This is a genomic window from Enterobacter roggenkampii (assembly GCF_001729805.1).
Classification (GTDB): domain Bacteria; phylum Pseudomonadota; class Gammaproteobacteria; order Enterobacterales; family Enterobacteriaceae; genus Enterobacter; species Enterobacter roggenkampii.
Genome location: NZ_CP017184.1, coordinates 3,743,536 through 3,765,075, shown reverse-complemented (window position 1 = coordinate 3,765,075; position 21,540 = coordinate 3,743,536). Strand labels below are relative to the sequence as shown.

Below are 21,540 nucleotides of genomic sequence, written 5' to 3'. Positions count from 1 at the left end.
AGGCACTCCTTCATATACTTTTCCGGTCACGATAAAACGGCTTCAGGCCGTACCAAAACGACAAAAACCAATCTCATTCTGCTTACCCTACCGGTGCTGTACAGAATGAACCAGGCGAAAGCTATGTTTCAGGAGTGCAACAATGAGTTCATTAAGCCACGCAGCGAGCAGCGCTGAAAAGCGCACCAATGCCCGCTACTGGATAGTGGTGATGCTGTTTATCGTCACGTCCTTTAACTATGGTGACCGCGCCACGCTGTCGATTGCCGGCTCGGAAATGGCAAAAGATATCGGCCTTGATCCCGTGGGCATGGGTTACGTTTTCTCCGCCTTCTCGTGGGCCTACGTCATCGGGCAAATTCCTGGCGGCTGGCTGCTCGACCGCTTTGGCTCGAAACGGGTCTACTTCTGGTCCATCTTTATCTGGTCTGCCTTTACCCTGCTGCAGGGCTTCGTCGATATCTTCAGCGGCTTCGGCATTATCGTCGCGCTCTTCACGCTGCGCTTCCTGGTGGGCTTAGCGGAAGCGCCTTCCTTCCCGGGCAACAGCCGCATTGTGGCGGCCTGGTTCCCGGCGCAGGAGAGGGGAACAGCGGTGGCGATTTTCAACTCCGCACAGTACTTCGCGACGGTGATCTTTGCGCCCATTATGGGCTGGCTAACCCATGAGGTGGGCTGGTCGCACGTGTTCTTCTTTATGGGCGGACTCGGGATCGTCATTAGCTTTATCTGGCTGAAAGTGATCCACGAACCCAACCTGCACCCTGGCGTAAACAAAAAAGAGCTGGAGTACATCGCTGAAGGCGGCGCGCTGATCAACATGGATCAGAAATCCTCGACGGCGAAAGTGCCGTTCAGCCAGAAATGGGCGCAGATCAGGCAGCTTGTCGGATCGCGTATGATGATCGGGATCTATCTGGGCCAGTACTGTATCAACGCCTTGACCTACTTTTTCATCACCTGGTTCCCGGTGTACCTCGTGCAGGCACGCGGCATGTCGATTCTGAAAGCGGGGTTTGTTGCCTCGGTCCCGGCCATCTGTGGCTTCGTGGGGGGCGTGCTCGGCGGGGTGATTTCCGACTGGCTGATGCGCCGCACGGGTTCACTGAACATCGCGCGTAAAACGCCCATCGTGCTCGGCATGCTGCTCTCCATGACCATGGTGTTCTGTAACTACGTCAATGCCGAGTGGATGATTATCGGCTTTATGGCGATGGCCTTCTTCGGCAAAGGCATTGGCGCGCTGGGCTGGGCGGTAATGGCGGATACGGCCCCGAAAGAGATCAGCGGCCTGAGCGGCGGTCTGTTCAACATGTTCGGCAACATCTCCGGGATTGTGACGCCCATCGCTATCGGCTACATCGTCGGTACCACCGGCTCGTTCAACGGTGCGCTAATCTACGTGGGTGTGCATGCGCTGGTGGCGGTCCTGAGTTATCTGGTGCTGGTGGGAGATATCAAACGCGTCGAACTTAAACCTGTTGCGGAGCGTGGCTGATGACAACGCAATCAAGCCCTATCGTCACCGAGATGAAGGTCATCCCGGTGGCCGGGCAGGACAGCATGCTGCTCAATATTGGCGGCGCGCATAACGCCTGGTTTACCCGTAATATCGTCGTGCTAAAAGACAGCGCAGGGAATACCGGCGTGGGCGAGGCCCCTGGCGGAGAGGTGATTTACCAGACGCTGGTCGATGCCATTCCGCTGGTGGTGGGGCAGGAGATTGCCCGTCTGAACAGGGTGGTTCAGCGGGTGCATAAGGGCAACCAGTCGGCAGACTTTGAGACGTTCGGTAACGGTGCCTGGACGTTTGAACTGCGCGTCAATGCGGTCGCCGCGCTGGAAGCGGCTCTGCTTGATTTACTGGGTAAGGCGCTCAATGTCCCGGCCTGCGAACTGCTGGGGCCCGGCAAACAGCGCGATGCGGTCACCGTGCTGGGCTATCTGTTCTACATTGGCGATCGCAATAAAACCGATCTCCCCTATCTGGCTCGATCCACGGGCGAACACGACTGGTATCGCCTGCGCCACCAGGAAGCGCTCTCCTGCGACGCGGTGGTGCGGCTGGCCGAGGCGGCGCAGGATCGCTACGGCTTTAAGGATTTCAAGCTGAAGGGCGGCGTGCTGCCCGGCGAGCAGGAGATTGAAACGGTCCGGGCGCTGAAAAAACGCTTTGCGGATGCTCGGATCACCGTCGATCCCAACGGCGCATGGCTGCTGGATGAAGCGATTAGCCTGTGCAAAGGGCTGGGCGATGTCCTGACCTATGCGGAAGACCCCTGCGGCGCGGAACAGGGCTTTTCGGGCCGCGAAGTGATGGCCGAGTTCCGTCGCGCCACCGGGCTGCCGGTGGCGACCAATATGATCGCCACCAACTGGCGCGAAATGGGCCATGCGGTGATGCTCAACGCCGTCGACATTCCGCTGGCGGACCCGCACTTCTGGACGCTCTCAGGCGCGGTCCGCGTGGCGCAGCTGTGCGATGACTGGGGACTCACCTGGGGCTGTCATTCGAACAATCACTTTGATATTTCGCTGGCGATGTTTACCCACGTTGGCGCCGCTGCGCCGGGTAACCCGACCGCCATCGACACGCACTGGATTTGGCAGGAAGGCGAAGCCCGCCTGACGAAAAATCCGCTGGAAATCATCAATGGCAAGATTGCCGTACCGGATGCGCCGGGCCTGGGCGTGGAGCTGGACTGGGATCGGATCCATAAAGCCCATGAGGCGTATAAAAAATTGCCGGGCGGCGCGCGTAACGACGCGGGCCCGATGCAGTACCTTATTCCCGGCTGGACATTTGACCGTAAGCGCCCTGTTTTCGGACGTCACTGATAAAAGGATTACACGATGAGTACTTTTACGACCCCTGTCGTCACCGCCATGCAGATCGTTCCGGTTGCGGGCCATGACAGCATGCTGATGAACCTGAGCGGCGCGCACGCGCCATTCTTTACCCGCAATATTGTCATCATCAAAGACAATTCCGGCCATACGGGCGTGGGCGAAATTCCGGGCGGGGAGAAGATCCGCCAGACGCTGGAAGATGCCATTCCGCTGGTCGTGGGCAAAACGCTGGGTGAGTACAAAAATGTCCTGAACACCGTGCGCAACACCTTTGCCGATCGCGATGCCGGGGGCCGGGGTCTGCAGACCTTCGATCTGCGCACCACTATCCACGTGGTGACAGGCATTGAAGCCGCGATGCTGGATCTGCTGGGCCAGCATCTGGGCGTTAACGTTGCGTCGCTGCTGGGCGAGGGGCAGCAGCGTAGCGAAGTGGAAATGCTGGGCTATCTGTTCTTTGTCGGCGACCGCAAGCTGACGCCACTGCCGTATCAGAGCCAGCCGGATGAACAATGCGACTGGTACCGGCTTCGCCACGACGAGGCAATGACCCCGGATGCGGTGGTGCGCCTGGCGGAAGCGGCATACGAAAAATATGGCTTCAACGATTTCAAACTGAAGGGCGGCGTGCTGGCCGGGGAAGAAGAGGCGGAAGCCGTCACCGCGCTGGCAAAACGTTTCCCGCAGGCGCGCGTGACGCTCGATCCGAACGGGGCCTGGTCTCTCAATGAAGCGATTGCGATCGGCAAGCAGCTGAAAGGCGTGCTGGCCTACGCGGAGGACCCGTGCGGGGCTGAGCAAGGCTTCTCTGGCCGTGAAGTGATGGCGGAATTCCGTCGCGCTACGGGGCTGCCGACCGCGACCAATATGATTGCGACCGACTGGCGTCAGATGGGACACACCTTATCCCTCCAGTCAGTCGATATTCCGCTGGCTGACCCGCACTTCTGGACGATGCAGGGGTCGGTTCGCGTGGCGCAGATGTGCCATGAGTTTGGCCTGACCTGGGGTTCGCACTCCAACAACCACTTCGATATCTCGCTGGCGATGTTCACGCACGTCGCCGCCGCTGCGCCGGGCACGATCACTGCTATCGACACCCACTGGATCTGGCAGGAAGGTAATCAGCGTCTTACTAAGCAGCCGTTTGAGATCAAAGGTGGCATGGTGCAGGTGCCTTCTACGCCGGGGCTTGGGGTTGAGCTGGATATGGATCAGGTCATGAAGGCCCATGAGCTGTATCAGAAACACGGTCTGGGCGCGCGCGACGATGCGATGGCGATGCAGTATCTCATCCCTGACTGGACATTCGACAATAAACGCCCGTGCATGGTACGATAAACGCATTGGGACCGCTCCCATGAGCGGTCTTTTACGTGGTGTATGCTTAACGTAACGACTATGCGTAAGGATGGCTTATGAAAATTGTTATCGCACCGGACTCGTATAAGGAAAGTTTGAGTGCGCTTGAGGTTGCGACAGCGATAGAACGTGGTTTTCGCGAGATCTTTCCCGAGGCGGTTTACGTGAAGCTGCCGGTCGCGGACGGTGGCGAAGGGACGGTTGAGGCGATGATCGCGGCAACGCAGGGAAGCATTGTGCATGTTCCGGTGACCGGCCCGCTGGGCGAGCGCGTGGAGGGGTTCTATGGCTTGTCCGGAGATAAGCAGAGCGCCTTTATTGAAATGGCGGCGGCAAGCGGCCTGGAGCGGGTTGCGCCTTCGCAGCGTAATCCGCTGAAAACCACCTCCTGGGGCACGGGCGAACTGATTCGTCACGCGCTGGATGTGGGCGTTAAGCATATTATTATTGGCATTGGCGGCAGCGCTACCAACGACGGCGGCGCAGGGATGGTGCAGGCGCTGGGGGCGAAGCTGCTGGACGACAATGAACAGCCTCTTGGGCAGGGCGGGGGCGAGCTGGGAAAACTCGCGCGTATCGACCTGAGCGGGCTGGACAAGCGTCTGGCGGAATGCCGGATTGAGGTGGCCTGCGATGTAACCAATCCGCTTACCGGGAACGATGGCGCGTCAGCCGTATTCGGCCCGCAGAAGGGCGCCACACCCGAGATGATCGTCACCCTGGACAACGCGCTTGCGCACTATGCAAGCGTGATTGCCCGGGACCTGGATATCGACGTGCTGAACCTTGCTGGCGGCGGCGCGGCGGGGGGCATGGGCGCGGCGCTCTACGCCTTTTGCGGCGCGCAGCTGCGCCAGGGCATTGAGATCGTGACCGATGCGCTACACCTGGCCGATCAGGTGGCCGATGCGGATCTGGTGATCACGGGGGAAGGCCGCATTGACAGCCAGACGATCCACGGCAAAGTCCCGGTGGGGGTGGCAAAGGTGGCAAAACGCTTTAACAAACCCGTTATTGGCATTGCAGGCAGCCTGACGGCGGACGTTGGCGTGGTACACGATCACGGCATTGATGCCGTGTTTAGCGTGATCTACACCATCTGCACGCTGGAAGACGCGCTGGAAAATGCCGGCGAGAACGTCAGGATGGCCGCAAGGAATATCGCGGCGGTGCTGAAAGTGGGGCAGGCATTTTAGCTGTGATTGCCGGGTGGCGGCTTCGCCTTACCCGGCCTACGTTAGTGCACCTGTAGGCCCGGCAAGCGTAGCGCCACCGGGCTTTTACCTCAGCTCCCCAACACCTTCATCGCTTCGCGCGTCACGTTATCCATTTCATCCAGCAGCTCCAGGAACTCCGGTTCAAGCTCCGATTCCGGCGTGCCCGCACGCAGCTGCTGCTCCAGCAACTGACAGAGGTTTTTCAGCCGCGGTACGCCGCTGTACCCGCAGCTGCCGTGCAGCTTGTGGATTGCGTCCAGCAGATCTTCCGGGTTTTCACCCACCAGCTGCTCTTCCACCTTGTTGCGAATTTCCGGCAGAAACGCGACCAGCATTTGCAGCATGTCGCGGGCCAAATCGGGTTTACCTGCCGCCTGGCGCAGCGCGAGCTGCCAGTCAAAGGTGGCGTTCTGATTAACGCTTATCTCAGCCTGCTCGCTGGAAACCGTGTACGTTCCGCCAATATGACCCGGCTTGTAGCGCAACAGCAGGCTATGAAGTTTCTCTTCATCGATGGGCTTTGCCAGATAGTCATTCATCCCGGCGCTCAGCAGCTTCTCCTTCTGGCCCGCCATCGCGTGCGCGGTGACAGCAATAACCGGCGTTTGCTGCTGATGCGGCAACTGGTGGATCAGCTCGCAGGCCCGGATGCCGTCCATGCCCGGCATCTGAATATCCATCAGGATTAAATCGAACTGCATCTGCTTAGCCTGTTCAACCGCCTGCGCGCCGCTGGTGCATAGCTCCACATGCTGAACCTGGTCCTCAAGCAATGCGCCAATGAGCTTCAGGTTGGCCGGATTATCATCCACCGCCATCACGCTCATCGGCAATTTTTGCTCATCGTTAATCAGCGGAAGGGCATGCTGGCTAAGACGGCAATATTCCGTGAGGGCTGGCAGCAAACGGGTTGCGGTCAGTGGTTTCAAAAGGCACGCGGCCGCGCCGTCGTTTTTCAGTTCTTCCGCGTTGAGCTGCCCATGGCACGGCAGCGCCAGCAGCAGGTAGTCGGTCATCGACGCGGCTTTCGCCAGGCGCTCCTGCTGCATGGTCAACTCGCCGGTGAAGGTGACCGGAATGCCCATCAGCAGAATATCGTAATGCTCTACGGCAAGCGCCGAGAAGGTGGGGCTGTAGACCACCTCCAGCGGCGTGGTGCTTAAGATGTCGAGCGTACACTGCGCCGCCGCAGCGTTAGGTTCAACGTAGGCCAGACGCTTGCCTTTCAGGCAGTCCGTCACCGGGCCATCGGTCAGCACGTTCGGATTAAGGTCCAGATTAATGTGGAACCAGAAGGTTGAACCGCGGTTTGGCTGGCTGTGGAAAGAGATATCGCCGCCCATCTCGTTCACCAGGCGCTGGGTGATCACCAGCCCCAGACCGGTACCGCCATGACGGCGGGAGATGCTGGCGTCCGCCTGACGGAACGCCTGGAACAGACGCGACTGGTCGCGCTCCGGAATGCCGATGCCGGTATCGCGGATCTGGACTTCAATCTGGACCTTATTGCTGCTGATGGAGCGTTTCTCTACCAGGATGTCGATATTACCGCTTTCGGTGAACTTAATGGCATTCCCGACAAGGTTAGTTATGACCTGCTGCAGGCGCAGCGGATCGCCAATAACGTTATCCGGCACGTCGTTTTTAATGTTAAGCGTCAGCTCCAGGCCTTTGTCGTGCGACGAGTGCGCGAGCAGCGTCACCACTTCATCCAGCGTGCTGCGCAGCGGGAAGGGGATACTCTCGAGGATCAGCTTGCCCGCTTCCAGCTTGGAGAAGTCCAGCACGTCGTTAATGATCGCCAGCAGGTTGTTGGCCGAACGTTCAATGGTGTGCAGGTGATCCCGCTGAGTGGGGTTGAGCTCGCTTTTCAGGGTCAGACGGGTAAAGCCGATCACGCCATTGAGCGGCGTGCGCAGCTCGTGCGACATATTGGCAAGGAATTCCGATTTAATACGCGCCGCTTCCTGAGCGCGCTTTTTCGCCAGATCCAGCTCAACGTTCTGGATCTCCATCTGCTCCAGCGTTTCGCGCAGGTCGGACGTCGCCTGGTCAACGTTGTGCTGCATCTCTTCGTGATAGGCCGCCAGCGACATCGCCATCGAGTTGATGCCGTTTTTCAGCATGTCCAGCTCGCCCAGCATAAACCCTTCCACACGGCTGTCGAGCTGTCCCCGGCGAATGCGGTCAACCGTGTTAACCATGTTGCGGATGGGGCCCGTCACGTCGCGCATCAGGCGCCAGCCGAAGATCAGCGCAATGCCGATGCAGAACAGCATCATCACGCCAGAGATGAAGATCTCTTTGTACTGCTGTAGCCGGACCGACTTGAGATCCAGCTCCAGCGCCACATATCCCAGCATATTATTGCTGGATTTGGCGTCGGACTGTGCAGACTCATCGGGGGAATAGCTTTCCGACACGATCGGCGTGCGCAGGATCATGATATCGCCGCGCCGCAATACGGTGAGGTGGCGCGGGAACGGCGTACCGTCCGGGATTTTCAGTGCTGCCGGATCGAGATGAAAGTTTGAGGTCACAAACAGGCGGTTATGTTCGTCGTAAACGGAAATGGCGCGTACGATGTCCGAGTGGCGGCGGTGGAGTACGCTGATTAACTGCCCAATGGATTCGCGGTTTTGCAGGTTCATGCCGTACTCGCTGGAGACGGCAAGCGGTTCGATAATGCTGGCGCCTGCATCTTCCAGCTGTCGCTGCAAATCGTTATAGCGGTGCACCACAAAGAAGATACTCAGCAGCAAACCGATGAGAACGGTGGGGGCGAGGATCAAAATCATCATGCGCGCGCGCAGGCTGTAGTTGGTCATGGCGTTCCGTTATGGGACAATTAAGATAATTATGGTTATGTGAGAAAAATCTCTGCGATGGCGCAATTCTACTCTGCAAAGCGACGCGTGACGACGCGTCAAATCATCACTGTTGAGGCCACGGAACTCGATCCGTTTGGCCAGGGAGTGGCACGTCACAATGGTAAGGCTCTGTTTATAACAGGTTTACTGCCAGCAGAACGAGCAGAAATTACGCTAACGGAAGATAAACGCCAGTTTGCGCGCGGGCAGGTTAAGCGTCGCTTCAACGATAGCCCGGAGCGTGTGGCACCCCGCTGTCCCCATTTTGGCGTGTGCGGCGGCTGCCAGCAACAGCATGCGAGCACAGAATTACAGCAAAAAAGCAAAAGCAACGCGCTGGCGCGTCTGCTTAAACATGACGTTAACGAAATTGTTGCCGATGAGCCCTGGGGCTATCGTCGTCGCGCGCGCCTGAGCCTCAGCTATCAGCCAAAAACGGAGCGGCTGGAGATGGGGTTTCGCAAGGCCGGCTCCAGCGACATCGTTGACGTGAAGCGGTGCCCCATTTTGGTGCCCCATCTTGAGGCATTGCTTCCGGAAGTGCGCATCTGCCTCTCCGGGCTGGACGGCGTACGCCATCTTGGGCACGTCGAACTGGTCATGGCAAACAATGGCCCGCTGATGGTGCTGCGTCATACCGCGCCGTTGTCGAAGAAAGATCGCGAAAAACTGGAACGCTTTTCGCATTCCCACGACCTGGCGCTTTTCCTGGCACCACAAAGCGAGATACTTGAACAGGTTACCGGTGAGGCGCCCTGGTATGCGTCAAACGGGCTACGCTTAACGTTCAGCCCGCGGGATTTCATTCAGGTTAATGATGGCGTTAATCAGCAGATGGTGGCGAAAGCGCTGGCGTGGCTGGACGTTCAGAAAAGCGACCGGGTGCTCGATCTGTTCTGCGGAATGGGCAACTTCACGCTGCCGCTGGCGCAAGAAGCGGCCAGCGTCGTCGGCGTGGAAGGCGTTGAGGCGCTGGTGGCGAAAGGGCAGGAGAACGCGCGGCAGAACGGCTTGCAAAATGTGACATTCTTTCATCAAAATCTTGAGGACGATGTCACCCAACAGCCGTGGGCAAAGCAGGGCTTCGATAAAATTTTGCTCGACCCGGCGCGTGCCGGTGCCCCGGGCGTGATGGCACATATTATTAAACTCGCGCCAAAGCGTGTGGTCTATGTTTCCTGTAACCCGGCAACGCTTGCCCGGGACAGCGAGGCACTGCTCAGCGCGGGTTACCAGATTCAGCGTCTGGCAATGCTGGACATGTTCCCGCACACTGGGCATCTGGAATCGATGGTGTTGTTCGAGCACATCTAATTTGTTTGGCTTGTCGACTTCGACAGGCCCTGGTCCCTAAAGGAGAGGACAATGGTTGCGGTAAGAAGTGCACATCTCAATAAAGCTGGGGAGTTTGACCCACAAAAATGGATCGCAAGTCTGGGAATTTCCAGCCAGCAGTCGTGTGAACGCTTAACCGAAACCTGGGCCTATTGTCTGCGCACCACGCAGGGGCATCCCGACGCCGATCTTCTCCTGTGGCGCGGCGTGGAGATGGTTGAAATCCTGTCCATGCTGAACATGGACATCGAAACGCTGCAGGCCGCGCTGCTCTTCCCCCTCGCGGATGCGGACGTGGTCAGCGAAGACGTGCTGCGCGACAGCGTCGGAAAATCCGTCGTCGCGCTGATCCACGGCGTGCGCGATATGGCAGCCATTCGTCAGCTCAAAGCCGCGCATACGGATTCCGTCTCCTCAGAGCAGGTCGATAACGTTCGCCGGATGCTGCTGGCCATGGTGGATGATTTCCGCTGCGTGGTCATCAAGCTGGCCGAGCGTATTGCCCATCTGCGAGAGGTGAAGGATGCGCCGGAAGACGAGCGCGTGCTGGCTGCCAAAGAGTGTACAAACATCTATGCGCCGCTGGCGAACCGGCTGGGGATTGGTCAGCTGAAGTGGGAGCTGGAAGATTACTGCTTCCGCTATCTGCACCCGGCGGAATACAAACGGATTGCCAAACTCCTGCACGAGCGACGCATCGACCGCGAGCACTATATCGAGGAGTTTGTCGGCGGCCTGCGCCAGGCGATGAAAGAAGAGAACGTGCGCGCCGAAGTCTACGGTCGACCAAAGCACATCTACAGCATCTGGCGCAAAATGCAGAAGAAACACCTCGCCTTTGACGAGCTGTTTGACGTGCGCGCCGTGCGTATCGTGGCGGAGCGTCTGCAGGACTGCTACGCCGCGCTGGGGATAGTGCACACGCACTTCCGTCATCTGCCCGATGAGTTTGACGACTATGTCGCCAACCCCAAACCGAACGGCTATCAGTCAATCCATACCGTGGTGCTTGGCCCTGGCGGTAAAACGGTCGAGATTCAGATCCGCACCAAACAGATGCACGAGGACGCCGAGCTGGGCGTTGCCGCGCACTGGAAATACAAAGAAGGCACGTCCGGCGGGGCGCGTTCAGGCCACGAAGACCGCATTGCCTGGCTGCGTAAGCTGATTGCGTGGCAGGAAGAGATGGCCGATTCCGGCGAGATGCTCGACGAAGTGCGCAGCCAGGTCTTTGACGATCGCGTCTACGTCTTTACCCCGAAAGGGGACGTTGTCGACCTGCCGGCCGGCTCTACGCCGCTCGATTTTGCCTACCACATCCATAGCGATGTGGGGCACCGCTGCATCGGGGCGAAAATTGGCGGGCGTATCGTACCGTTCACCTATCAGCTGCAGATGGGCGACCAGATTGAAATCATTACCCAGAAGCAGCCGAACCCGAGCCGGGACTGGCTTAACCCGAACCTGGGGTATGTCACCACCAGCCGCGGGCGCTCGAAGATTCACGCCTGGTTCCGTAAACAGGATCGAGACAAGAATATCCTTGCCGGTCGCCAGATCCTTGACGACGAGCTGGAGCATATCGGGATCAGCCTGAAAGAGGCGGAGAAATTCCTGCTGCCGCGCTACAACTTCAACGAGCTTGATGAGCTGTTAGCGGCGATTGGCGGCGGTGATATTCGTCTGAACCAGATGGTGAACTTCCTGCAGGCGCAGTTCAATAAGCCAAGCGCGGAAGAGCAGGACGCGGCGGCGCTGAAGCAGCTGCAGCAGAAAACCTACGCGCCGCAGCAGCGCAGCAAAGACAACGGCCGCGTGGTGGTCGAAGGTGTCGGTAACCTGATGCACCACATTGCCCGCTGCTGTCAGCCAATTCCAGGCGACGATATCGTCGGCTTTATCACCCAGGGGCGCGGGATCTCGATCCACCGCTCCGACTGCGACCAGCTTGCCGAGCTGCAGTCCCATGCGCCGGAGCGCATCGTGGAAGCGGTCTGGGGCGAGAGCTACTCCGCCGGCTACTCGCTGGTGGTGCGCGTCACTGCCAACGACCGCAGCGGCCTGCTGCGCGACATCACGACCATTCTCGCCAACGAGAAGGTCAACGTGCTGGGCGTCGCCAGCCGCAGCGATACCCGCGAGCAGCTTGCCACCATCGATATGACCATCGAAATCTATAACCTGCAGGTGCTGGGCCGCGTGCTCGGCAAGCTGAACCAGGTGCCGGATGTGATTGACGCGCGTCGTCTGCACGGCGGCTAAACATCCTCTTCCGTAGGCCGGGTAAGGCAACGCCGCCACCCGGCATTTTTTCATCAGGACAGTATTATGACTCAAATCGACCGCCTGCTCGGCATCATGAAACGCCTGCGCGACCCGGAAAACGGCTGCCCGTGGGACAAAGAGCAGACTTTCGCCACCATCGCCCCGTACACCCTTGAAGAGACCTACGAGGTGCTGGACGCCATTTCCCGTGAAGATTTTGACGACCTGCGCGGCGAGCTGGGCGATCTGCTGTTCCAGGTGGTGTTCTACGCGCAGATGGCGCAGGAAGAGGGGCGCTTTAACTTTGACGATATCTGCGCTGCCATCAGCGACAAGCTTGAGCGCCGTCATCCCCATATTTTCGGTGACGCTACCGCAGGAACCAGCACCGAAGTCCTGGCCCGCTGGGAGCAGATCAAGAGCGCCGAGCGGGCAGAAAAATCCCAGCACTCCGCGCTGGACGACATTCCGCTGAGCCTGCCCGCGCTGATGCGCGCGCACAAAATCCAGAAACGCTGCTCCGCCGTGGGGTTTGACTGGACCTCACTCGGCCCGGTGCTGGATAAAGTGCACGAAGAGATTGACGAGGTGATGCACGAAGCGCAGCAGGCGGTGGTGGATGAAGCAAAGCTTGAGGAAGAGATGGGCGATCTGCTGTTTGCGACCGTCAACCTTTCTCGCCACCTGGGTGTAAAAGCGGAAACGGCGCTGCAAAAAGCCAATCTTAAGTTCGAACGCCGCTTTCGCGAAGTGGAGCGGATTGTCGCCTCGCGAGGCCTGGAAATGAGCGGTATTGACCTCGACGCGATGGAAGAAGTCTGGCAGGAAGTAAAGCGCCAGGAATCTGATCTCTAACGAAATTTTGCGATCAAGCGCAATTTGTGTGATTTTTTAAATGACAAGCGCTTGATTTGCGTCAAAAACATTTACCCAAAAGGGGCTATTTTCTCACTCCTTATGTTTGTCATGGCCTGGAATGGAGACGGAGAATGAAAGTTTGTGGCGCTCGCCGTGTTCGGGTATACTACTTTCCCGTCCTGGTTATTCCATCGTTTCACCCTAACTTCTCAGGTTCAGCATGACAACGAACTATATTTTTGTGACCGGCGGGGTCGTATCCTCTCTGGGTAAAGGCATTGCCGCAGCCTCCCTCGCAGCCATTCTTGAAGCCCGTGGCCTCAATGTGACCATGATGAAACTGGATCCGTACATCAACGTCGATCCTGGCACCATGAGCCCAACCCAACACGGGGAAGTGTTCGTTACTGAAGACGGCGCTGAAACCGATCTGGATCTTGGCCACTACGAGCGTTTCATTCGTACCAAAATGACCCGTCGTAATAACTTCACGACTGGCCGCATCTACTCTGACGTTCTGCGTAAAGAGCGCCGTGGTGACTATCTGGGCGCGACCGTGCAGGTTATCCCACACATCACTAACGCCATCAAAGAGCGTGTCCTTGCCGGTGGCGAAGGGCATGACGTTGTGCTGGTTGAAATCGGCGGTACCGTGGGTGATATCGAATCCCTGCCGTTCCTCGAAGCGATTCGTCAGCTGGCGGTAGACATTGGTCGTGAACACGCGCTGTTCATGCACCTGACGCTGGTGCCTTACATGGCGGCGGCAGGTGAAGTGAAAACCAAACCGACCCAGCACTCTGTTAAAGAGCTGCTCTCCATTGGTATTCAGCCTGACATCCTGGTTTGCCGTTCCGATCGCGCCATTCCGGCGAACGAACGTGCGAAAATTGCATTGTTCTGTAACGTGCCTGAAAAAGCCGTTATTTCAATGAAAGATGTCGATTCCATTTATAAAATCCCGGGCCTGTTGAAATCACAGGGTCTGGACGATTATATTTGTAAACGATTCAGCTTGAACTGTCCGGAAGCAAACCTGTCTGAATGGGAACAGGTTATTTACGAAGAAGCCAACCCGGCAGGCGAAGTGACTATCGGTATGGTCGGCAAGTACATTGAGCTGCCGGATGCCTATAAGTCCGTGATCGAAGCGCTGAAACACGGTGGTCTGAAGAACCGTGTCTCCGTGAACATCAAGCTGATTGATTCGCAGGATGTTGAAACGCGTGGCGTTGAAATCCTGAAAGATCTGGATGCTATCCTTATCCCTGGCGGCTTCGGCTATCGTGGTGTAGAAGGCAAGATCGCCACCGCGCGTTATGCGCGTGAAAACAATATTCCATACCTCGGCATCTGTCTGGGTATGCAGGTTGCGCTGATCGAATTTGCGCGCAACGTAGCGGGAATGGAAAACGCGAACTCTACGGAATTTGTGCCAGACTGTAAGTACCCTGTTGTGGCGCTTATCACTGAATGGCGTGATGAAGACGGTAACGTCGAAGTCCGTACCGAGAAGAGCGATCTGGGTGGCACTATGCGTCTTGGCGCACAGGCCTGCCAGCTGACTGACGATAGCGTGGTTCGCAAGCTGTACGGCGAGCCGGTCATCACCGAGCGCCATCGTCACCGCTATGAAGTCAACAACATGCTGTTGAAACAAATTGAAGCTGCGGGTCTGCGTGTTGCGGGCCGCTCCGGGGATGATCAGTTAGTCGAGATCATCGAAGTGCCAAACCATCCGTGGTTTGTCGCCTGCCAGTTCCACCCGGAATTTACTTCAACGCCACGTGACGGGCATCCGCTGTTTGCAGGCTTCGTAAAAGCCGCCAGCGACTACCAGAAGCGTCAGGCGAAGTAAAAAAAGTTAGAACGGCAACGCGTACCTTTGGTACGCGTTGTTTGTCTGGAGTTTTAGTTTAACTTGTACTGAGGAAAATCTAATGTCCAAAATCGTTAAAGTCATCGGTCGTGAAATCATCGACTCCCGTGGTAACCCGACCGTTGAAGCCGAAGTTCATCTGGAAGGTGGTTTCGTCGGTATGGCAGCTGCTCCATCAGGTGCTTCTACCGGTTCCCGCGAAGCGCTGGAACTGCGTGATGGCGACAAATCCCGTTTCATGGGCAAAGGCGTACTGAAAGCGGTTGGCGCTGTTAACGGTCCTATTGCTCAGGCTATCGTTGGCAAAGATGCCAAAGATCAGGCTGGCATCGACAAGATCATGATCGATCTGGACGGTACTGAAAACAAATCTAACTTCGGTGCGAACGCAATCCTGGCCGTTTCCCTGGCGAACGCCAAAGCGGCTGCGGCGGCTAAAGGTATGCCACTGTTCGAGCACATCGCTGAACTGAACGGCACCCCAGGCAAATACTCCATGCCTGTACCAATGATGAACATCATCAACGGTGGTGAGCACGCAGACAACAACGTTGATATTCAGGAATTCATGATTCAGCCTGTTGGCGCGAAATCCCTGAAAGAAGCAGTACGTATGGGTTCTGAAGTGTTCCACAACCTGGCTAAAGTTCTGAAAGCTAAAGGTATGAACACGGCTGTGGGTGACGAAGGTGGCTATGCGCCAAACCTGGGTTCTAACGCAGAAGCACTGGCTGTTATCGCAGAAGCGGTAAAAGCAGCGGGCTACGAGCTGGGCAAAGACATCACCCTGGCGATGGACTGTGCAGCATCTGAATTCTACAAAGACGGTAAATACGTTCTGGCTGGCGAAGGCAACAAAGCGTTCACCTCCGAAGAGTTCACTCACTTCCTGGAAGACCTGACCAAACAGTACCCAATCGTGTCTATCGAAGACGGTCTGGACGAGTCTGACTGGGCTGGCTTCGCATACCAGACTAAAGTACTGGGCGACAAAATCCAGCTGGTGGGTGACGACCTGTTCGTAACCAACACCAAGATCCTGAAAGAAGGTATCGAGAAAGGCATCGTTAACTCCATCCTGATCAAATTCAACCAGATCGGTTCCCTGACCGAAACGCTGGCTGCGATCAAAATGGCGAAAGACGCTGGCTACACCGCGGTTATCTCTCACCGTTCTGGCGAAACTGAAGACGCGACCATTGCTGACCTGGCTGTGGGTACCGCTGCTGGCCAGATCAAAACGGGTTCTATGAGCCGTTCTGACCGTGTTGCTAAATACAACCAGCTGATTCGTATCGAAGAAGCGCTGGGCGAAAAAGCACCATACAACGGTCGTAAAGAGATCAAAGGCCAGGCGTAATCGCCTAAGCCTTAACATGAAAATGCCAGTCGAATGACTGGCATTTTTTTTGGCTATTTAAAATCGACCGCCATTTGCTCGGGAATGGTCAGCCCCCGGGTGGTTTGCACGCAGCGGGCAATATAATCCGTAAACCGGGGTGGCTTCGGCATCCCCATGCTCAGCAGCTTATCGTTGCTGAATCGCACGTTAAGCGTGGCAAACGCACCGTATAACCGCATGGCTCTCAGCATCAGACGTTCGTTGCACGGGCCAAAAATCGTTTTCAGTTCACGGCGCATTCTGACCAGCGTTTCGTAGCTGACCTGTGCGTACTTATCGCCGACGGGTGCTTTCTCCAGCGCCTGCGCCATCGCATTATCAATATCCGCAAAGCGAACGCTGTTCTCTTCTCCGGCCGAAATGTGTACCACTTCCCCCGGACGCGCGTTGCTGTTGAGCAGCATTAACAGCGCGTCGGCACAATAATCCACCGGGACAACGTCGATCCGGTCCTCCATCGAGCACATAAACTTCTGCAGCATCAGGCCCATGCTGAAGACCCAGAAAATACTGCTCGAGGGCGTGCAGCCGTGGCGTGTATGGCCGACAACGATGGACGGACGCGCGATGAGCAGCGGCAGGTTCGGACATTCCTGGCGCATCAGCTGTTCGATGGTTGACTTCGAAAACGTGTATTCCACCAGGTGTTCAGCATTCTCTCTGAATTCGGCGCTTTCGGCGACCAGGGAATCCTGCTCCGGCGTACATGACATTGCCGTGCCCACGTGGAGGAAGCGTTGTAGCGTTGAAACCTGCTCCATGCGGCGCGCCAGTGCCAGCGTTCCTTCCACGTTGACCTTCCAGATGAGCGGGTTGTTACCAAATGAGGCAACAGCTGCACAGTTCACGACATGCGTGACCTGGTCCAGACGCGGATCGTTCAGGAAGGCTTCAGGCTGGCTGAGATCGCCAATGAGGATATTGTCCACGCTCAGAGTGGCCAGTTTGTTCTCAGGAACGTTGAACTTGCGCATGTTCTCCAGCACGCGCTCCAGCCCGCTCTGCGGATCGCTGGCACGCGCGAGCAAAAGCAGTTTTACGGATTGATCGCTGGTCAGAATTTTTTCCAGTACTGCACCGCCCAGAAACCCCGTCACGCCTGTAATCATTAACATCTTCATTAATACCGTCTCATTATGATTGATGAGGCGGATTTTAGGCGTGCAAAAGTAAACGGCATTTAAATAATAAAACGCCGAAATAGACAGCATCTTAAGCTTATTTTAAGGAAAGGAATTCAGGTGGAGATATTGGACATTACAGGCAGGGTGAAAATTCAATTTATTAAAATGAATATTTCAACGTGATGATTTTAAAGTTCTTTTTGTGGTGCTCATCGGATGGTGAACTTAATTCGAAATGTAATAAATATAATACTTTGTTACACCAAACATTTACCGGATAAATGATTTAAACACCACTTAACTTAAATCAGGCGACATTAAGCGCAGGCTATTTTATTTAGCCTGCGAAGGGTTTTTAGAGTAACAGAGGAAGCGTGGCGCTGGCCGTTTGCTGGCTAACGTCGCCGTAACGGCCATCCAGCGCAATCATGGACGTGGTCAGCAGTTCGACCAGCAGCATGACCCCAACTTTGGCATTGAGCGCGCCCGCGCTAAGCGGCCCCTCTGGCTTGGCGGCCACCAGCTGCATGTCGCTCAGGGACGCCAGCGGGCTACGAGGCGTATTGCTGAGTGCCAGAACCTTAGCGCCGCGCTTGCGGGCAAGCTTCACCACGTGGAGTAGATCCCGCGTTGAGCCGGAACTGGAGATAGCCACCACCAGGGTTTCTGACGAAAGCGTTGTCGCATTCATTGCCGCGCGGTGCATATCGCTAAACAGCTGTGCGGGTTTGCCCAGCCGCAACAGCTTGTAGTGCAGATACTCCCCGAGGATCGCGCTGGCCGCAACGCCATAAATCTGCACCGACTGCGCCTGATGCAGCGCCAGCGCGGCCTTTTCAAGCAGCGTGCGGTCAAGGAGCCTGGCGGTGTCCTGCAAAGCCTGCACCGACTCATCCACGACGTTATCAATCTCATCCCCCGCCTGACGCGCGGGCTGGCCCTGCTGAATATCCAGCGCAAGCGCCATTTTAAATTCGTTATAGCCCTTGCAGCCCAGCGTGCGGCAAAGACGCGTCACGCTGGCCTCGCTGGTGTGGCTCTCGCGCGCCAGTTCGGTGATCGTCAGGTAGAGCACCCGGGCAGGATCGCTGAGAACAAACTCACCGAGTTTTTGTTGTGTTGGGCTGTACCCGGAAGCCTCCTGGCGTAGCTTCAGCAGCAGGTTTTCATGGTCTGACATGCTCGATCCTTAATGCGTTTCTCTGCGACTAGTGTGGCGGAAAGCGGGGGAAGGATGCCAGTCATTTCGAAAAAGTATGATCGTCGTCCTGGTTTTTGATGATAATTTTCACTATTTAAAATTAATATGGTAAAAATTTTCATCTATTAATGGGGGATGAAAAAATGATGCAAATATTCAGTGGGGCTTCTTCAGGGGGATGGTTTGAAAAAGCGCAGCGCTTTGGCAAATCCTTTATGTTGCCGATTGCCGTGCTGCCTGCGGCGGGTCTGCTGCTGGGGATAGGCGGCGCGCTATCGAATCCCAACACGCTGGCAGCCTATCCGTTTTTAGACGTGAGCTGGCTGCAGGCCATTTTCACCATCATGAGCAGCGCAGGATCCATCGTGTTTGCGAACCTCTCGGTGCTGTTTGCCGTTGGGGTGGCCGTCGGGCTGGCAAAAAGCGATAAGGGCACGGCGGGGCTGGCGGCGTTACTCGCGTTTCTGGTGATGAATGCCACCATCAACGCGCTACTGATCCTCACCGGCAAACTGGCGCATGAGAACCCGGGCGCGGTGGGGCAGGGCATGACGCTGGGTATTCAGACGCTGGAAACCGGCGTCTTTGGCGGCGTGGTGATTGGGCTGGTAACCTGCGCGCTCCATCATCGGTTTAACAAGATTGCACTTCCGCAGTTCCTGGGCTTTTTTGGCGGCTCGCGCTTTGTTCCTATCATCAGCTCGCTGGCGGCGATACTCGTCGGTGCGCTCATGACCGTGGTCTGGCCGCATTTCCAGAAGCTGATTTTTGGTCTCGGCGGGCTGGTGGATGCGACCGGCTATCTGGGCACTTTGCTGTACGGCTTCATTTTACGCATGCTGGGTCCGTTCGGTCTGCACCACATCTTCTATCTGCCTTTCTGGACCACCGCGCTTGGCGGGAGTGAAATCGTCAACGGACACCTCGTGGAAGGCACGCAGCGGATCTTCTTCGCTCAGCTGGCTGACCCGAACACGCAACATTTCTATGAGGGCACGTCACGCTTCATGTCCGGGCGCTTTATTACGATGATGTTTGGCCTGCTCGGGGCGTGCCTGGCGATGTACCACACGGCAAAACCCGAGAACAAAAAACGCGTTGCCGGGCTGCTGCTTTCTGCGGCGTTAACCTCGTTCCTGACCGGGATTACCGAGCCTATCGAATTCTCGTTCCTGTTTATTGCGCCGGTGCTCTACGTCATCCATGCGCTGTTTGACGGGCTGGCATTCATGCTCGCGCACATGCTGCATATCACCATCGGGCAAACCTTCTCCGGCGGTTTCATCGACTTCGTGCTGTTCGGCATTTTGCAGGGAGAAGCCAAAACCAACTGGATGTTCGTTCCGCTGGTCGGCGTACCGTGGTTCTTCCTTTACTACTTTACCTTCCGCTATCTGATTAACCGCTTTGATTTCGCGACGCCAGGTCGGGAAAAGGAGGCAATGGCTGATGAGGTCAGTCTGCCGCAAAACGAACGCGCAGCCGCGGTGATCGCCGGATTAGGCGGAAAAGAGAATCTGGACGAGGTGGACTGCTGCGCCACGCGTCTTCGCGTCACGGTTAAAGACGGCAGCAAAGTGAATGAGTCGGCACTGAAAGCCACCGGGGCGCGCGGCGTTATCGTGCGCGGCAACGGCGTTCAGGTCATTTATGGCCCGCACGTCACGATTATCAAAAACGAAGTGGAAGAGATCTTATCGTAATGAAAACTGTACTGGATAACCTGAAGGGAAAACTGGTCGTCTCCTGTCAGGCGCTGGAAAATGAACCGCTGCACAGCCCGTTTATTATGTCGCGCATGGCGCTGGCTGCGGCACAGGGCGGGGCTGCCGCCATTCGCGCCAACAGCGTGGTGGATATCGAGGCCATCAGGCAGCAGGTGTCTTTGCCCGTCATCGGCATCATCAAACGGGATTATCCCGAAAGCGAGGTGTTTATCACCGCGACAATGAAAGAAGTGGATGAGCTCATGAGCGTCTCGCCGGACATCATTGCGCTTGATGCGACGGCGCGGCCACGTCCCGGCGGAGAATCTCTGGAAACGCTGGTCTCGCGCATCCGCGCACGTTATCCCGCGGTGCTGCTGATGGCGGATATCTCCTCCGTGGAGGAAGCCGTGACGGCGCAGGCGCTGGGCTTCGACTGCGTCGGCACCACGCTTTACGGCTACACGGCGGAAACGGCGGGTCATACGTTGCCTGACAACGACTGCGCGTTCCTGAAGGCGGTGCTGGCGGCCGTGACGGTGCCCGTGGTTGCCGAAGGCAACGTGGATACCCCCGAGCGTGCGGCCAGGTGTCTGGCGCTGGGCGCGCATACGGTGGTGGTCGGCGGCGCGATCACCCGTCCGCAGCAAATCACGGAACGGTTTATGGCGGCGATTGGCGCGTAAAGCACCGATGGAGCATGACCATCCGGCGGGGATCTGCGATACTTATCGTTTATCCCCTTTACTGAGATGACTATGCAGTACCCGATTAACGAGATGTTCCAGACCCTGCAAGGCGAGGGTTACTTTACCGGCGTTCCCGCTATTTTCATTCGTTTACAGGGATGCCCGGTTGGCTGTGCCTGGTGTGACACCAAACATACGTGGGATAAGCTCGCAGATCGGGAAGTGTCGCTGTTTAGCATTCTGGCGAAAACCAAAGAGAGCGATAAGTGGGGGGCAGGCAGTGCCGAAGATCTGCTCGCCATCATTGGCCGTCAGGGCTGGACAGCGCGTCACGTGGTGATCACCGGCGGTGAACCCTGCATCCACGATCTGACGCCGCTGACCGAGCTGCTCGAAAAGAACGGCTACAGCTGCCAGATCGAAACCAGCGGCACCCATGAAGTGCGCTGCTCGCACACCACCTGGGTGACGGTATCGCCAAAAGTGAATATGCGCGGCGGGTATGACGTGCTGTCTCAGGCGCTGGAGCGCGCGGATGAGATTAAGCACCCGGTAGGGCGCGTGCGTGATATCGAAGCGCTGGATGAACTGCTGGCCACGCTGACGGACGAAAAGCAGCGGGTCATTGCCCTACAGCCTATCAGCCAGAAAGACGATGCAACGCGCCTGTGCATTGAAACCTGTATTGCGCGCAACTGGCGCCTGTCGATGCAGACGCACAAGTATCTGAATATCGCCTGAAAAAAAGCCCGGTGGCGCGAGCGCTTACCGGGCCTGGGTTT

The 21,540-nt window shown here is 57.0% G+C and carries 15 protein-coding genes; 12 read left to right on the top strand and 3 right to left on the bottom strand.

What is annotated here, in order from left to right; translation table 11 throughout:
• Positions 1-142: 142 nt before the first annotated feature.
• From gudP to BFV67_RS17610, 4 genes are all read left to right on the top strand, one after another.
• Positions 143-1,498 (top strand): galactarate/glucarate/glycerate transporter GudP, encoded by a 1,356-nt coding sequence (gene gudP, locus BFV67_RS17625; protein ID WP_008499635.1) that lies wholly within the window; start codon positions 143-145, stop codon positions 1,496-1,498.
• Positions 1,498-2,838, top strand: a complete 1,341-nt coding sequence (locus BFV67_RS17620) for an enolase C-terminal domain-like protein (protein WP_069598736.1) — start codon at positions 1,498-1,500, stop codon at positions 2,836-2,838. Before gudP ends, BFV67_RS17620 begins: the two co-directional genes overlap by 1 nt.
• 15 nt (positions 2,839-2,853) lie before the next feature.
• Positions 2,854-4,191 carry a glucarate dehydratase gene (gene gudD, locus BFV67_RS17615; protein WP_069598735.1) on the top strand — a complete coding sequence of 446 codons (1,338 nt, stop codon included), beginning with the start codon at positions 2,854-2,856 and terminating at the stop codon, positions 4,189-4,191.
• 77 nt (positions 4,192-4,268) lie between these two features.
• Positions 4,269-5,408 carry a glycerate kinase gene (locus BFV67_RS17610; protein WP_025912402.1) on the top strand — a complete coding sequence of 380 codons (1,140 nt, stop codon included), beginning with the start codon at positions 4,269-4,271 and terminating at the stop codon, positions 5,406-5,408.
• Between the two features lie 89 nt (positions 5,409-5,497).
• Here BFV67_RS17610 and barA read toward each other — a convergent pair whose 3' ends face one another.
• On the bottom strand, positions 5,498-8,257 hold the full coding sequence (gene barA, locus BFV67_RS17605; protein ID WP_021241900.1) for a two-component sensor histidine kinase BarA: 2,760 nt from the start codon (positions 8,255-8,257) through the stop codon (positions 5,498-5,500).
• Positions 8,258-8,314: 57 nt separating this feature from the next.
• Between barA and rlmD the strand changes: the two genes are divergently transcribed.
• The 5 genes from rlmD to eno all read left to right on the top strand — a co-directional run bounded on the left by rlmD (position 8,315) and on the right by eno (position 15,996).
• On the top strand, positions 8,315-9,613 hold the full coding sequence (rlmD, locus tag BFV67_RS17600) for a 23S rRNA (uracil(1939)-C(5))-methyltransferase RlmD (protein ID WP_039265525.1): 1,299 nt from the start codon (positions 8,315-8,317) through the stop codon (positions 9,611-9,613).
• 51 nt (positions 9,614-9,664) lie between these two features.
• Complete coding sequence (gene relA / locus BFV67_RS17595) at positions 9,665-11,896, top strand: GTP diphosphokinase (protein ID WP_008499628.1); 2,232 nt, start codon at positions 9,665-9,667, stop codon at positions 11,894-11,896.
• A 66-nt stretch (positions 11,897-11,962) separates the two neighbouring features.
• Complete coding sequence (mazG, locus tag BFV67_RS17590) at positions 11,963-12,754, top strand: nucleoside triphosphate pyrophosphohydrolase (RefSeq protein ID WP_008499627.1); 792 nt, start codon at positions 11,963-11,965, stop codon at positions 12,752-12,754.
• Between the two features lie 223 nt (positions 12,755-12,977).
• A complete protein-coding gene (pyrG, locus tag BFV67_RS17585) occupies positions 12,978-14,615 on the top strand; it encodes a glutamine hydrolyzing CTP synthase (protein WP_008499626.1) in 1,638 nt (545 codons plus the stop codon).
• Between the two features lie 82 nt (positions 14,616-14,697).
• Positions 14,698-15,996: a phosphopyruvate hydratase gene (gene eno, locus BFV67_RS17580; protein WP_003862715.1), complete on the top strand. Its 1,299-nt coding sequence runs from the start codon at positions 14,698-14,700 to the stop codon at positions 15,994-15,996.
• 53 nt (positions 15,997-16,049) lie between these two features.
• On the opposite strand, the gene BFV67_RS17575 is transcribed toward eno, so the two are convergent.
• Together BFV67_RS17575 and BFV67_RS17570 are read right to left on the bottom strand one after the other, a co-directional pair.
• Positions 16,050-17,159: an SDR family oxidoreductase gene (locus tag BFV67_RS17575; protein ID WP_032653198.1), complete on the bottom strand. Its 1,110-nt coding sequence runs from the start codon at positions 17,157-17,159 to the stop codon at positions 16,050-16,052.
• Between the two features lie 358 nt (positions 17,160-17,517).
• Positions 17,518-18,342: a MurR/RpiR family transcriptional regulator gene (locus tag BFV67_RS17570; RefSeq protein WP_069598734.1), complete on the bottom strand. Its 825-nt coding sequence runs from the start codon at positions 18,340-18,342 to the stop codon at positions 17,518-17,520.
• A 164-nt stretch (positions 18,343-18,506) separates the two neighbouring features.
• Here BFV67_RS17570 and BFV67_RS17565 point away from each other — a divergent pair, with 164 nt between their 5' ends.
• The 3 genes from BFV67_RS17565 to queE all read left to right on the top strand — a co-directional run bounded on the left by BFV67_RS17565 (position 18,507) and on the right by queE (position 21,499).
• Positions 18,507-20,066 (top strand): PTS transporter subunit EIIC, encoded by a 1,560-nt coding sequence (locus BFV67_RS17565; protein ID WP_023294452.1) that lies wholly within the window; start codon positions 18,507-18,509, stop codon positions 20,064-20,066.
• The gene (locus BFV67_RS17560; RefSeq protein ID WP_039024132.1) at positions 20,066-20,755 is read left to right on the top strand and encodes an N-acetylmannosamine-6-phosphate 2-epimerase; all 690 of its coding nucleotides are present in this window, start codon (positions 20,066-20,068) and stop codon (positions 20,753-20,755) included. The genes BFV67_RS17565 and BFV67_RS17560 overlap by 1 nt, the downstream gene beginning before the upstream one ends.
• Before the next feature lie 72 nt (positions 20,756-20,827).
• Entirely contained in the window at positions 20,828-21,499 is a 672-nt protein-coding gene (gene queE / locus BFV67_RS17555; protein ID WP_021241905.1) for a 7-carboxy-7-deazaguanine synthase QueE, read from the top strand.
• The last annotated feature ends 41 nt before the right edge of the window (positions 21,500-21,540 follow it).

Bases quoted from the DNA above. Each gene is read 5' to 3' on its own strand.
- BFV67_RS17610 (WP_025912402.1), top strand. From the start codon at position 4,269: ATGAAAATTGTTATCGCACCGGACTCGTATAAGGAAAGTTTGAGTGCG.
- relA (WP_008499628.1), top strand. From the start codon at position 9,665: ATGGTTGCGGTAAGAAGTGCACATCTCAATAAAGCTGGGGAGTTTGAC.
- barA (WP_021241900.1), bottom strand. From the start codon at position 8,257: ATGACCAACTACAGCCTGCGCGCGCGCATGATGATTTTGATCCTCGCC.
- eno (WP_003862715.1), top strand. From the start codon at position 14,698: ATGTCCAAAATCGTTAAAGTCATCGGTCGTGAAATCATCGACTCCCGT.
- BFV67_RS17570 (WP_069598734.1), bottom strand. From the start codon at position 18,342: ATGTCAGACCATGAAAACCTGCTGCTGAAGCTACGCCAGGAGGCTTCC.
- BFV67_RS17620 (WP_069598736.1), top strand. From the start codon at position 1,498: ATGACAACGCAATCAAGCCCTATCGTCACCGAGATGAAGGTCATCCCG.
- rlmD (WP_039265525.1), top strand. From the start codon at position 8,315: ATGGCGCAATTCTACTCTGCAAAGCGACGCGTGACGACGCGTCAAATC.
- gudP (WP_008499635.1), top strand. From the start codon at position 143: ATGAGTTCATTAAGCCACGCAGCGAGCAGCGCTGAAAAGCGCACCAAT.
- BFV67_RS17575 (WP_032653198.1), bottom strand. From the start codon at position 17,159: ATGAAGATGTTAATGATTACAGGCGTGACGGGGTTTCTGGGCGGTGCA.
- BFV67_RS17565 (WP_023294452.1), top strand. From the start codon at position 18,507: ATGATGCAAATATTCAGTGGGGCTTCTTCAGGGGGATGGTTTGAAAAA.
- mazG (WP_008499627.1), top strand. From the start codon at position 11,963: ATGACTCAAATCGACCGCCTGCTCGGCATCATGAAACGCCTGCGCGAC.
- pyrG (WP_008499626.1), top strand. From the start codon at position 12,978: ATGACAACGAACTATATTTTTGTGACCGGCGGGGTCGTATCCTCTCTG.
- BFV67_RS17560 (WP_039024132.1), top strand. From the start codon at position 20,066: ATGAAAACTGTACTGGATAACCTGAAGGGAAAACTGGTCGTCTCCTGT.
- queE (WP_021241905.1), top strand. From the start codon at position 20,828: ATGCAGTACCCGATTAACGAGATGTTCCAGACCCTGCAAGGCGAGGGT.
- gudD (WP_069598735.1), top strand. From the start codon at position 2,854: ATGAGTACTTTTACGACCCCTGTCGTCACCGCCATGCAGATCGTTCCG.